We start from the raw sequence: 13,256 nt of genomic DNA, 5'->3' as shown, positions 1-13,256 counted from the left end.
TCTTTTTATCATAAACACATAATTCCTATAAGTCAACTATGTTTTGATTTTTTTAACAAAAAAACAGCAGCTCCCATGAGCTGCTGTTTCAGATGTTCAATTAATGATTTAAGAAAGCAAAATATAGAATAAAGATGACAAACAATCCGTACATAATTGGATGCACTTCTTTGGCTTTCCCTTTAAAGATCATCGTAATCGGGTAGAAAATAAAGCCAACCGCAATCCCTGTTGCAATACTGTAAGTCAGTGGCATCATAATCATCGTTAAGAAAGCTGGTACCGCAATTTCAAAACGATCCCATGCAATCTTCGCCAGCGGAGCAACCATCAGCGCACCGACAATGATTAAAGCAGGTGCTGTCACATTCGATGTAACGATGGATAAAAGTGGTGAGAAGAACATCGCAAGCAAGAAGAAAATGCCTGTGACGACAGCTGCAAAACCAGAACGCGCACCAGCAGCAACACCTGAGCTAGATTCAACATAAGATGTCGTTGTAGATGTACCAAGAATAGAACCTACAACAATAGAAGAAGAATCCGCCAGAAGCGCTCTTCCTGCACGAGGCAGCTCATTATTTTTCATTAAACCAGCCTGTGTTGCCACAGCCACAAGTGTACCAGCTGTATCAAAGAACCCAACGAATAGGAACGTTAAAATCACGACAAGCATTTGAATGGAGAAAATTTCTGGCAAGTGAATCAAGGCTTGACCAAAGGTTGGAGACAAGCTTGGAATACTTCCCACAATTTGAGATGGTACTGGCACAAGACCAAAAATCATCCCGGCAATAGCTGTCACAAGCATCCCAATGAAGACACCTGCATTCACTCGAAGTACCATTAAAATGACCGTCACAACGATACCAAATACCGTTAACAGAACAGGACCACTATGAATATTTCCAAGCGAAACGAGCGTATTATCATTATTGGCGATAATCCCAGAGCCTTGAAGGCCGACAAACGTAATGAACAAACCAATACCTGCACCAACTGCCAGCTTCAGCTCAGCCGGAATGGCATTGATGATTTTTTCACGGAAACCTGTTAAAGAAAGAGCAACGAAAATCAATCCTGAAACGAACACACCTGAAAGTGCAGCTTCCCATTTAATGCCCATGCCAAGCACAACCGAAAAGGCGAAGAACGCATTCAGACCCATACCGGGTGCAATCGCAATCGGATACCTGGCGATCAATCCCATCAGGATACACCCTGCAGCAGAAGCTAACGCCGTCGCTGTAAAGACTGCCCCCTGATCAATTCGTAATTTATCTGGAAAATCCGGCACAGACACTAATGCAAGTGTGATCGGATTAACAAACAGAATGTAAGCCATCGACAAAAATGTGGTTAAACCACCGATGATCTCTCTGCGGTAATTCGTACCTAATTCATCAAACTGAAAAAACTGTTTCAAGCCAACTGACTCCCTTCATGTCCTTTTGCTTTAGCCTGCCCCATTCACTAGTCAAATAAAAAACGCCCCAACAATTTTGGGACGCTTGACTACATATGTGAATTCAGACTGTGACATAAAACAAGAACAATGCATGATTTATATCAAACGAGTGTGAATTGACGTAGTCAAGCCATTTACGGTAGCTTGGTAGAAACTTGCGGGCCATATCCCCGCGATTATACGACTTCTATCTATTTGATTTCTGTGTCTATTGTACCAACTTCATTTTTAAAACACAATACGAAAAGCGAACATTTTTCAAAGAAATGTCCGCTTCATTCGTCTTATTACACGAATTTGGAAATTCACAGCTAGTTCTTTATACACCCTTCCCCAAATCCTTCTCTTTTGCAAAAACCGCTTCGGCTACATGGAAAAACTCTTTCACTGCCGGCGAAGCTTGAGAGAGCGACGGACAGGCGAGCGCAACCTCACGATGATGAGAGACATTCAGCTGGCGAATATGCACAAGCTGCTGCGTTTTTAAAAACAACTCCGGACCTATCGTGACACCAAGTCCTTCCCCGACCATACGGGCAATGGTCGTACAATCATGAACTTCAAATAAAACAGCCGGCTTCATTTGCGCCTCTGAAAAAATATCCTCTACATGTGATTGATACATGCCAGTCGGCATAATAAATGGTTCACCCGCCAAATCTGTTATATCCACAATGGGCTGCTGTTCATATCGATGATTTGGGTGATAGGCGACGACCATCTCATCTTTCATAAGCGGCATTAAATCAAAGGCTTCATCCGCATGACCTTTTACAACGAATCCAACATCAATGATGCCAGAATCCAGCCACTCCAATATTTCTTCATACGTTCCCTCATAGAATTTAAATTCGATTTTCGGATGTTTTTTCTGATAGCTCACAAGCAGTTTAGGCAATAAACAAGCAGAGGCACTGGCAAATGTGCCGATACGAATCATACCTGTTTCAATATTTTTCGTTAACGCAATTTCTTGCTGGATTTTCTCCACTCTATTTAACACTTCTCTAATATGCGGGAGAAGCGTTTGACCAATGTCCGTTAGCATAATGCCCTTTTTTCGGTCACGAATGAATAAAGACACACCCCACTCTGACTCTAAATTCGCCACTGCATGACTCACAGCTGACTGCGTCATATTTAATGCTTCAGCTGCTGCTGTAAAACTGCCAAGCTCCACAACTTTTGCGATAATATCAAAGCGAACAAAGCTCATGAGTATTTACTCATCTCCTTCATGAAAAACATCAATTTTACTTATGTTAGCACGGAATTTAAACTAAAGACAACGTATCAACATGAAGGAAGGGTTCAAAAATGAAAAACACATCTCATCAGCTATTGATTATTCTTTTAGCTGTCGGTTCATTTGTCACAGGCACGTCAGAATTCGTCGTGTCTGGCATTCTAGATATCATTGCTGTTGATTTACACATCTCCATTCCTGCTGCCGGTCAGCTCATCACCGTCTATTCTCTTTTTTATGCAGTAGGCGCTCTCTTTTTAGTCATGGCAACATCGAAACTGAACCGAAAAAAGGTTTTGTTATCAGCTATTTTTGTGTTTATTTTAGGCAATATGCTCGCCTTTTTCAGCCATCATTTTGTGCTGCTCCTGCTCTCTCGTGTCATCATGGCCATGAGCGGCGGTTTATATATTGTCGTCGCCACGAATTATGCAGCGCAGATCGCCCCGCCAGAAAAAAAGGGAAGTGCAATGGCAACTGTCATCACTGGATTCACCGTTTCACTCGTACTTGGTGTGCCTATTGGGACATTTCTATCAGGTCATGTGGATTGGCACTATATTTTTCTCATCATTGCACTAGGTACTGCTTGTCTCTTCTTGCTTCTTTATCAATTGCTGCCACGCATAGAGGGACATTCACATCTACCTTTAAAGCAGCAATTACACATTCTTCAAGACCGCAGAGTGATCAGCGGCTTAGCAACGACCGCCCTTTGGATCTTAGGCTACACGATGGTCTTTGCTTATATCTCTCCTTTATTGCGACAGACCGCCGGCTTTTCACTTGAAATGACAAGCATGGCCTTGCTCGTCTTAGGCATTTCTGCTTTTATCGGCTCACGCTTTGGCGGCTTCGCCGTTGATCAATGGGGACCAAACCGAACCATCTCGATCAGCATCATGATCCAGATGTTCGCTCTCTTTGCCTTATTCTTTACGCAATTCTCTACAATTAGCGTCTTGATCACACTCGCCATTTGGGGCATCGCCACATGGACAACAACACCAGCGAAGCAATTTTATCTGATCTCCCTTAAACCCCAAGCATCAGAAACCGTGCTGAGCTTTAATACAGCGATTATGAACATCGGCATGATGCTTGGATCGTCAATGGGCGGCGTGATTATACAGTATACAAATGTGACTAATTTAAGTTGGATAGGCGGGTTAGCTAGTTTTGTGGCGTTGATGTTGATTAGGTATTCGTTCAACCGTAATCGACTGGCGGAACAGCAGACAAAAAGCGAACATGTATAACCATGTTCGCTCTCTTATTTATTGACTAGCTTTTGAAGTTTCTTTTTTGACTGGAATGGTTACCTTTATTGCTTTCTGTGGTGCCAACATATTCAGTTCTGACAAATCAAGGTAAAGCCCATATTCTTTAAAAGAAAAATGCTTTAATGATAAAGTTTCTAAATTCTTATCATCAAATTCAAAGGTGGATTGCATGGAAGCTGTCTTTAAATTCGTCATCTTCGCATGGTTCCCCTTCAAGTAATATCCGCTTTCATAGTCTGCTTGTGGATCGGGCCATGATTTCATCTTTTCAACATCGCCTAATCCAATGAATTCACCTATATTCTCCATCACATCCTGATCTAATTCTTTTTGATCTACTCCAGTAAATTGATAATCAACAATCACAGAACGGTCTTTTTGCTCTATCTTAATGATTTTGATTCCGATGCCATGGTGTTTTGTTTTGAACTGAACAGGCAGCTTTGTCTTGAGAGGAATGATGTGGCTGTATTCTCGTTCGTAGCTCACATCTGTGTAAAATGTCAATTCAGTCGCCTTTGGATTGATCGGCTGATTCAAAATTGTCAAATGATCTTTTCTAGTTTTGTCAGAAGTCAGTTGTTTTTTTCTTAAAACGGTTCCAATCTCAAGCTCATACTCATTCCCTAAATTATCCTTCATTCTATCAATACTAACTCTATCATCTTTGGCAAAACCATTGTAATCAATGGCATATTGAATAGCAGAGCCTTTCACTCCATTTTCTACCTTTACGTTTCTTATTTGATAACGTCCATTTAAAATAGACACGTCTTTTTGTCCCGCTAATAAAGTGGTTTTTTGCTTCACTACAGGTAATTCAAAACGCCAATTCCCTACAATATCTCCAATTTTTGAAATGACGAGTGGCACTTGCTGACCTTGTTTGATCGTTTGTCCATTTGTATAGACTTCCGTCTGCCCAACATAGCGGCCATCTTTTAATTTTTTCAACTCTGTTTTATCATAATTAAGTTGGAAGTTTCCATCGATTTTTTCTGCATTCACTCTGAACGATACAGAATCTTCTTTTGTATGGAGATTCTCCACCGTAAACGTATAAACAAGCCGCCCGGCATCATAGTACACGCTGTTTACTTTCACAGTCACCCCTCTTGATTCAGCCCCTTCATTGACATGCTTCACCAAATCACTCTGAAAAAGAGACATTCCTACTTTATCGTGAAACATCATATAAAACTGCCCAATAATCGGTACACGTGCCATTGCTGTATTAAGAGAAGGAAAAAGAAAACCTGAAGAAAAATAAAGGACGATGAGGACGATGAGAACAATGACAGAGTATATTGGCGTTCTCCAGTTCCATTTGAACCAATGTCTTTTCTGTTCCGCTTTTACATCTCCTATTGCTTGGCGAATCGCAGAGGTTACTTCAACCATTGGTACATCAATCTCATCATAAAGCTTTTTCATTTCTTTTCGTTTCATCGACACTCTCCTCCTTCTCCAATGTTTGCTTTAATAACTTTCTTGCTCGATACAAATGAGTTTTAACCGTTCCTTCAGGCACACCCATCTGCTCAGAAATCATCGAAATTGAATAATCTTGAAAATAAAACAACTGAATGACCACCTGGTATTGCTCATCTAACACTTCAAGTGCATTTTTTAAATCGAGCTTGTCTTCCAAAAAATCATGACGCTCCACGCTTTCGTGTTGCTGTTCAAACGGAACAACATCTTGCTGTTTTTTCTTCATCGCAAAAATTGTATGAATCAAAATTCTCGTCAGCCAGCTAGAAAAATAAGCCGGTTCTTTCAAACCAGATAGATGCTTAAACGCTTTAAATACCGTCTCTTGAACAGCATCTAACGAATCCTCTTTATTTCTTGTGTAGAGAAAAGCTGTTTTATATAAACGCTCTTGATACATCAGCATTAATTTCTCAAATGCCGGGACATTCCCTTTTTGTGCTTTTTTAATTAGACGCACTTGCTTCATCACACTCACACCTCCTACACCTGTTAGAGCAAGCTTTCTTTCAAACGGTTTCAACAAATGGAAATTTCTTTTACTTAGCATATGTCGGATAAAAATAGAGAAAGTGAAGAACGAGCCGCAAAGAACATGTCGAACATTTGATATAATGGAAGAAATATGTACAAAAAGGAGTAAGTCGATTGTTTCTATTTGAAGAACCCACGTGTGCTAGCTGTCAGAAAAAGATAGAAGGAAACGAAGAAGTGTACGTCAAGCTGACCTATCCAAAGAGAAAAGGAATGACAGAGGTAAAGGCTTGGCTCAGGAATGAAGGGGTTTTTTATTGTAAGACATGTTATGGAAAAGAAACATAAAAACAAGCATTTCAATTGAAATGCTTGTTTTTACTTTCTACTTTTTTATTTCCGCTTACTACGAAGTTCAATGAGTGCTAGTTTATTGTCATTGAAAAAGAACTCCAGAATGATACCGTTTGATTGATCTTGATATTGTATACCTTTGCTATACCCTTCGACAAACCAGAGCTTCTTGAATTGATCTCCATATGTTTGTAGCACAGATGAATAATCGTCTCCAATAGTGATTCCCTTAGATGTTTTGAGTTTTTTCTGTTTTGACTGATTGTAAATAGATGTAACTCGATGATGTTGATCAACTGATACTACAAAATCTTGATTTTCTTTTTCCATATAGACCCTCTGTTTAGGATGGGAGAATTGAGTATTCTCCACAAAAGTATGATCTCTCTCAAATTTTTCACCAATCTTAAAATGACCTAGCGATTCATTTGTTAAAGATACAGAGTGAAAATTAAAAAACATAGCCACCCAAACAAATAGTGCGGTTCCTCCTAAAACAGAACCTACAATCACTAACACTTTAGAATGGATGATTCCCTTTTTAAACAAATAGATCGCTAAAGATACGATGATCATCACGATGACGATCATAATTAGAAAAATACCCATTTCAATTATCCTCTTTTGCTTTTAATCGAATTCTGTTTGTGAATTATCCCCGCAATCACATTCTCACATATTATACCAAAGCATTACACAAAATCGACCAGTACAGGTATAATTTAAATAAAATTGCACGAGGAGAAAAATATGTATAGACATAAACTGATATTCCCGCAATCATTTCCAACCATACATACCGAAAGACTAATCTTAAAACAAGCAACAATCGAAGACGCTGAGGATATGCACATCTACTTATCCAATGAAACCGTGTGCCGCTACATGGGCATTGATGCTCATGAAACGATTGAAGACACAAAAGGAGAAATCAAGTGGTATCACGACATCTTCAAAGAACAATCAGGCATCCGCTGGGGCATTTCTCTAAAAGATGATCCTGCGATCATCGGCAGCTGCGGCTTTCTCAACCTAGAAAAACAGCACTGCCGCACGGAAATCGGCTATGAATTACACCACGATCATTGGAGAAAAGGCATCATGAGCGAAGCAATTGCTGCGGTGTTACGATATGGGTTTCAGGAAATGTATCTGAATCGGATTGAAGCGATTATTGATCCAGCAAATACGTCCTCTGTTCAATTATTGGAGAATGTTGATTTTGTTCGAGAGGGTTTATTAAGGGAGTATGATCTTGGTCAGAATGGGTTTGATGATGTGTTTATGTATTCGATTTTGAAGAGGGATTTCAAATAAACTGAATGATTTTTAAACAGAAGCGTTAAAGTGAATGAATTAAAATTGCACAATTACCCAGTAAGAAACCTCTAGTCAAGTTTATGACTAGAGTTTCTTTGCATGGTAACCCTTCTAATTTACTTACAATTCCAGCAATATTCAACACCCTTTCTATAATTATAGTATCAGTAATAGTAAAAATTTTTGAACAAAATGCAGATCCACACTTAAGTAATTACACTATTTCACTTACTTTTCTTTTCTAAGTACAAGATTCAAATAAAAATAGCCTATTCTTTAATCTGTTTTAGTTGGAATAATTCATATTCCAAAAAAAGAACTTTTGTCCATTTGCAATTTCACTGATTAATTTAGATTTTTCATTTTCAAAATCTATTTTAGTGACATTATTTTTACGTTTACTTGTTTCGCTTTCAATTTTGGAGAACGTTGGACATGTGGAGTTGGAGTGAGGTTACAACAAGTAATGAATAAACTCATTGTGTTATCAGGTCATAGTTGGCAGTGGCAAAACATTTTTAATCAAAAAAATCATAGATAATTATTAAGTAAACGAGTCAAGAAGAAGAACTGGCATATTTACAGTAGTACACGCATGGGAAATTTTAAATATATAAGGATATATTACCTTAAATAACATTTACATCAAAATAAATATAGGTTAATATATTCTTGTATTTCATAAAAAGGGAAGGGAGGTATATTCTGTATTAATTCTAAATACTGCATGTGAGAAGGAAGCTTGAATGAAAAAGTCAAAAGCCTTATTACTATTTGTTTCGTGCCTAGTGATTCTTGCAATTGTATTATGTTGGGGACTATCTGGCGATGTTTCTGAGGATAATAGTAAATCATACAAGACAGAGAAGGAAAAAGACCTGCTATGGGGATATAAAGTTATAGGTCATGAAAAACCTAATAATCATAAGAATTATGTCAAAATTGCTATCCTTGATAGCGGTATTAATAAGTCACATAAAGAGTTTAAAGATTTAACTTTTTATGAGTACAATGCTATTAAACCAAAAAAATCTATCGAAGATGATTATGGTCATGGTACAGCAATTGCCGGAATAATCGCTGCAACTGGTGAAGAAATAAAAGGTATTTCACAGAATCCCATTATTTATGATGTCAAGGTACTAAATAAAAATGGCAAAGGAAAAGTTGAAGATGTTGTCAAAGGGATTAAATGGTGTATTGAGCAAAAGGTAGACATAATTAATATAAGTTTCGGATTTGGAAAAGACTACGATGAATTACGAAATGTTATAAAAATTGCTTTAGATAACAATATAACAATTACAGCTGCTTCTGGAAATACATTAGGTCTAACTGTTGAATACCCTGCAAAATATGAAGGCGTCTTATCGATATCCTCACTTAACGAAAAACTAAAAATTGATCCAATTTCAGCAAAAGGAAAAATTGACTTTTCTGCGCCTGGAGTAAATATTAAAACAACTGATATACACGGAGGATATACAAAGGTAAAAGGTACATCCTTTGCAACTGCGTTTGCAACAGGTGCTATAGGCTGTTTGTATTCTAAAAAATACAAATCTAAAGAGAATGTTCATCAAACACTCAAGAAAAATACAGTTGATCTTGGAAAGCTAGGTTATGACAGAGAGTATGGCAATGGGATGATTATTTGTAACAAGGGAGAGAATTAGATTGAAAAAGGTTTTAATAAAAATTCTTGTGTTAACATTGTTTTTGTGTGGAGTTGTTCCTGAATTTGCAAGTGCAAAATCAGGCGAAATTAATTCTGATGCTTTAAGAATAGAAGAGAATGCTAGTAAAGAATATGAAGTGAATGTTGAAAAAGAATTGGGGATAGAGCTAGAACAAGATATGTTAATGGAAGTTAAGGAAAGCCTAGATGAAGTTAATATATCTACTCAGCTTGAAGCTGAGAGTATGAATGTCCAAACTGACATGAAAATTAATCATGAGACAGGTGAAATCACAGTTGATGGTATTACAGAGTTAGAAAATGGGGAAAAAGAAACTAACAAATTCAACGTGTTAATTGAAGAGATTGAAGGAAATGATTTTACAGCAACCTTTGTGGATGATGAAACAGGAAAAGAGTATAAAGTTAGCACCATAGAAGCTCAGTCATCAATTGTTCCAGCAATAATAGTTGGAATTGTTTCTAGGTTTGGTATTCAATATGCTATTAAAAAATACGGAAAGAAGCTAATAATAAAAACTTTTAAAAAACAGGTAATTAAACAAGGTATAAAAAAAGTTTCTAAGTTTTCTGTTAGCAACAAACATCTTAGTAATGCAAAAGGTAGATACAGAAAATTTGATACCAAAAGCAAGAGCACAGTAAATAAATGGATAAAAGAAGCTTTACAATCTAAAAATGTTTCGTTTACTATAAACAATAATAAAAAACTATCCTTTGTCATCACTGCAAATCTGAAAAAGAAAATCGGAACAAAAGGTGAGACAAAAATAAAAATAGTTATAGGTTGGGATGGTAAAATATGGACAGCTTATCCAATCAAGTAGAATTTGATTATATGTTCACATCTGATGAGAAAGATATTCCAAAGAACATGAAGAAAGATCCATCAACAGCTCTAAGAGTAGAGGGAGAGTTTAAAATAGTTATAAATGGCGAAGTATATTTTGAAGAAAATATCGCCTTATTAGAATTTTATGCATCTTTGCACGACTGGATTAAAAAGATAAAGAAAAAAAACAAAGTTACAGAGTATAGATATTACACAATGGAGTATGAGGAAGACGACCCCATTATTTCAGTAATACCATTTGATAATAAGGCTCGACTCACCACTATTTGGGAAACTCAACAGTTATATAATGTATTCGATCTTAATTATATAATTGAACAAATGAAGGTATTACATGAAAACCTTGGACGTGACATTGAACAACATTATAAAATTTCACTAAAAAACTTTATTGGAAATATCCCATTAAGAAAATATTGAATAGAGAAAGGAACTCCTGGTTAGGGGTTCTTTTCAATGTTTTAGTAGGATGTTTTTAGAGGAGGTGTATTTTTGATTTTATATTTCTTAGCTGGTTTTATAGGAATCATAATAGCCACAATTATGCTAGGTATTGAAATCGAAGGATATACATTTTTGACAAGTTTTATTTTAAAGATGTTTGGGATGTCTATATTTGTAGGATCGATATGGCTAATAAATCAAAACAGAGAAGAATGCCCAAAAATAGCAATAAAAATGAAGAATGAAAGCTCATTGTAAAATTCGTCGTTACAAATATCTTTTATACCTATATCTCGAATTGCAAGCGGTCTTCCATCATTAATTACAAAAACCTTTATTTGATTTATTTTAGATAACTCATTAAAAGCATCATCTCTTGAACTGAAATTATGATAAAAATATCTCTTCCTTATTACTATTATCTATAAAAAAAGATTGTTCTATTAATCTTACATGGTAAATATCCCAAACTGTATTTAAAATGGGCTCAACAGTTTTTTTAGAGTACCCTCCAAATATTCTTATCAACACCACTTATATCGGACATTGAGCGTTCCATTAATGCAGTAGTAATATTATAATTGAATTGATTATTTTTAAAAAAATTTAGATAATCGAGAAATTCATTCTTCTGAATATTTTGTCTATAATCATTTAATAACCTGTTTAAATACGTCAAAATATTCAAATCAAAATGTACAACTTTACCAACTTTTATTTTCGGTAATCCCCTCCAATATAATTACTATCAAGAATCCACATTTTTGTATAGTCAGGAGAAATATTTTATAACCGTTAATTTCCCTATTTTTAAAACTTTCATTAATATTTGAATATTTTTATATGATCTGATTTATTAAAAAATTTTTCGAATATGATATTCTTTTCAATTGTATTATCTGCTTTAATTATGAGATCAATAATAATTTTAAGTTGTTCATTCATTGTATCCCCTTCACATCTGATTTTCCTTCAATATCCCTCAACCTACATTTATCTAATTAAATATTTTTTGCAGTTCTGCTGAAACTGTAATTAATCAAAGTGATAGCACCGATACCAATTGTTTAGTCGTATATTCTGGCGTCATCCATGGCACCTTTGTTGTGGATGTCTGGGAGAACCTCAAAATATTGTCAGATGTCTCACTCAAAGCCTAAGATGGAAATTTCTTCGAGTAGAATTAAATCTTATTCCCGGACGATTTCTAGATTTTCTTCAGAAACTCCACCCAGTACACGGATACCCAGTCCTGAACCTAGGACTAAAAGGTACATTCTATAATTACAACACAGCACAAAAAGTCAAGTTTCCTAAAAAGCATTTCCGCTATACTAATTTCGTAAGGCAAGGAGGTGCTCGGTTGTCCTATCAAGAACATGAGAAAACGATTCAAGAAACATTGAATTATATTGAACAGCATCTGAAAGATGATTTACCGCTTCAAACTCTAGCGAAACACGCTGGTTATTCTAGGTTTCACTTTCACCGTATGTTCAAAAAAGTGATTAAGAAGTCAGTTGTTGATTATATACGGGAACGTCGAATGACCCAAGCGGCGAAGGATTTAATTCATACGGATCAACGGGCGATTGACATTGCATTGCAGTATCGATTTAGTTCACAAGAATCCTTCACTAGAGCCTTTAAGAAGATATATGATATGTCACCCGCACGTTATCGGAGATTACTAAGGAATGTCATTGATAAGGAGGAAACGAATATGGCTGCAAATAAGAACACACCTACTGGCTGGATTATGACGGGAGAAACACCATCTGATTATGAAACAGGTTTGGATAACAGAATTGTACACAGTGGTACTACCTCAGCTTACTTGAAATCAAAGGATGAAAAAGCACGAGGATTCGCGACCTTGATGCAGCAAATTAAGTCTGATCGTTACCGTGGAGAACGCCTTCAATTTTCTGCTTTTGTCAAAAGCGAAGATGTGAAAGGTTCAGCTGGTTTATGGATGAGGATTGACCATTCTTCAGGTGAAGTTCTTGCGTTTGACAACATGATGAACCGCCCCATTACAGGAACAAACGGCTGGAATCATTTTAGTGTAGTATTGGATGTTCCAGTCAAAAGTGAAGTCATTGCGTTTGGCATATTACTACATGGACAAGGTCACATTTGGATGGACGAACTTAGTTTTAAAATTGTAGATGAAAGTGTGCCAGTGACAGAACAAAATACTGTGGATCATTTAGAGGATGAACCAGTGAATTTAAATTTTGAAGGCTAGCAGACTGAATTTAAGAGGAGGTTCATTGCCATGAAAAAAATTGGTGCGATTTTATTGTTCGCTATGAATTCACTCACCTTTATTTGTGGCCTTGGAATTTTATTTGGTGAAGAGGATTAAAGATAAGCACCCATAGAACAAAAAAAATCAATTAAAAAAGATATCCCTATCACTATCTCTTTTTTGTAGACTTGGTATAATAGAAAAAATCAGAAAAATGAGAATGCGATGATAAGGAATAGTACTTGCCGAAATGTTTTCAGAAAGTTGCTGGCTGATGAGAAGCAATAACAAAAAAGCAGGGAACTCACCTTAGAGTAGCCTTAGTGAAATGAAAAGTATTGATGTAGTTAAGGTCGGCACCCCACCG

At 36.5% G+C, this 13,256-nt stretch carries 13 protein-coding genes, 1 pseudogene, 1 riboswitch and 1 other annotated feature (1 of these 16 only partly in view); of the genes and pseudogenes, 8 read left to right on the top strand and 6 right to left on the bottom strand.

Annotation, left to right across the window (positions count from 1 at the left end; translation table 11 throughout):
* Window positions 1-100 precede the first annotated feature (100 nt).
* Together MHI23_RS03255 and MHI23_RS03250 are read right to left on the bottom strand one after the other, a co-directional pair.
* Complete coding sequence (locus MHI23_RS03255) at window positions 101-1,426, bottom strand: NCS2 family permease (RefSeq protein ID WP_024424502.1); 1,326 nt, start codon at window positions 1,424-1,426, stop codon at window positions 101-103.
* Window positions 1,427-1,570: 144 nt separating this feature from the next.
* A riboswitch (purine riboswitch) is annotated at window positions 1,571-1,672 on the bottom strand.
* 115 nt (window positions 1,673-1,787) lie between these two features.
* Complete coding sequence (locus MHI23_RS03250) at window positions 1,788-2,684, bottom strand: LysR family transcriptional regulator (RefSeq protein ID WP_125587208.1); 897 nt, start codon at window positions 2,682-2,684, stop codon at window positions 1,788-1,790.
* A 101-nt stretch (window positions 2,685-2,785) separates the two neighbouring features.
* Here MHI23_RS03250 and MHI23_RS03245 point away from each other — a divergent pair, with 101 nt between their 5' ends.
* On the top strand, window positions 2,786-3,973 hold the full coding sequence (locus tag MHI23_RS03245; RefSeq protein ID WP_125587207.1) for an MFS transporter: 1,188 nt from the start codon (window positions 2,786-2,788) through the stop codon (window positions 3,971-3,973).
* Between the two features lie 18 nt (window positions 3,974-3,991).
* On the opposite strand, the gene MHI23_RS03240 is transcribed toward MHI23_RS03245, so the two are convergent.
* Both MHI23_RS03240 and MHI23_RS03235 read right to left on the bottom strand, forming a co-directional pair.
* The gene (locus tag MHI23_RS03240) at window positions 3,992-5,446 is read right to left on the bottom strand and encodes a DUF4179 domain-containing protein (RefSeq protein ID WP_342492281.1); all 1,455 of its coding nucleotides are present in this window, start codon (window positions 5,444-5,446) and stop codon (window positions 3,992-3,994) included.
* On the bottom strand, window positions 5,415-5,960 hold the full coding sequence (locus MHI23_RS03235) for a sigma-70 family RNA polymerase sigma factor (protein ID WP_041116055.1): 546 nt from the start codon (window positions 5,958-5,960) through the stop codon (window positions 5,415-5,417). The genes MHI23_RS03240 and MHI23_RS03235 overlap by 32 nt, the downstream gene beginning before the upstream one ends.
* Before the next feature lie 179 nt (window positions 5,961-6,139).
* Here MHI23_RS03235 and MHI23_RS03230 point away from each other — a divergent pair, with 179 nt between their 5' ends.
* Complete coding sequence (locus MHI23_RS03230; protein ID WP_098676695.1) at window positions 6,140-6,313, top strand: Fe3+ hydroxamate ABC transporter substrate-binding protein; 174 nt, start codon at window positions 6,140-6,142, stop codon at window positions 6,311-6,313.
* Between the two features lie 45 nt (window positions 6,314-6,358).
* Here the strand turns inward: MHI23_RS03230 and MHI23_RS03225 are convergent, their stop codons facing one another.
* Window positions 6,359-6,928, bottom strand: a complete 570-nt coding sequence (locus tag MHI23_RS03225; RefSeq protein WP_024426710.1) for a hypothetical protein — start codon at window positions 6,926-6,928, stop codon at window positions 6,359-6,361.
* A 141-nt stretch (window positions 6,929-7,069) separates the two neighbouring features.
* Between MHI23_RS03225 and MHI23_RS03220 the strand changes: the two genes are divergently transcribed.
* The 5 genes from MHI23_RS03220 to MHI23_RS03200 all read left to right on the top strand — a co-directional run bounded on the left by MHI23_RS03220 (window position 7,070) and on the right by MHI23_RS03200 (window position 10,893).
* Window positions 7,070-7,636, top strand: a complete 567-nt coding sequence (locus MHI23_RS03220) for a GNAT family N-acetyltransferase (protein WP_342492280.1) — start codon at window positions 7,070-7,072, stop codon at window positions 7,634-7,636.
* A gap of 749 nt (window positions 7,637-8,385) precedes the next feature.
* A complete protein-coding gene (locus MHI23_RS03215; protein ID WP_024424495.1) occupies window positions 8,386-9,315 on the top strand; it encodes a S8 family serine peptidase in 930 nt (309 codons plus the stop codon).
* A 1-nt stretch (window position 9,316) separates the two neighbouring features.
* A complete protein-coding gene (locus MHI23_RS03210) occupies window positions 9,317-10,165 on the top strand; it encodes an SAR2788 family putative toxin (RefSeq protein ID WP_125587204.1) in 849 nt (282 codons plus the stop codon).
* The gene (locus tag MHI23_RS03205; RefSeq protein WP_024424493.1) at window positions 10,141-10,611 is read left to right on the top strand and encodes a hypothetical protein; all 471 of its coding nucleotides are present in this window, start codon (window positions 10,141-10,143) and stop codon (window positions 10,609-10,611) included. Before MHI23_RS03210 ends, MHI23_RS03205 begins: the two co-directional genes overlap by 25 nt.
* 72 nt (window positions 10,612-10,683) lie before the next feature.
* Complete coding sequence (locus tag MHI23_RS03200; protein WP_024424492.1) at window positions 10,684-10,893, top strand: hypothetical protein; 210 nt, start codon at window positions 10,684-10,686, stop codon at window positions 10,891-10,893.
* Between the two features lie 809 nt (window positions 10,894-11,702).
* On the opposite strand, the pseudogene MHI23_RS03195 reads toward MHI23_RS03200, so the two are convergent.
* A pseudogene (locus tag MHI23_RS03195) lies at window positions 11,703-11,894 on the bottom strand (GMP synthase (glutamine-hydrolyzing)); the annotation flags it as partial.
* A gap of 104 nt (window positions 11,895-11,998) precedes the next feature.
* On the opposite strand from MHI23_RS03195, the gene MHI23_RS03190 reads away from it, so the two are divergent.
* On the top strand, window positions 11,999-12,886 hold the full coding sequence (locus MHI23_RS03190; protein ID WP_341319972.1) for a helix-turn-helix domain-containing protein: 888 nt from the start codon (window positions 11,999-12,001) through the stop codon (window positions 12,884-12,886).
* Window positions 12,887-13,105: 219 nt separating this feature from the next.
* Window positions 13,106-13,256: a binding site (T-box leader), on the top strand; it runs 114 nt beyond the window's last position.

It is taken from the genome of Bacillus sp. FSL M7-0003 (genome assembly GCF_038628485.1).
GTDB lineage: Bacteria > Bacillota > Bacilli > Bacillales > Bacillaceae > Bacillus > Bacillus safensis.
This window is presented reverse-complemented; position numbering and strand designations above follow the sequence as displayed.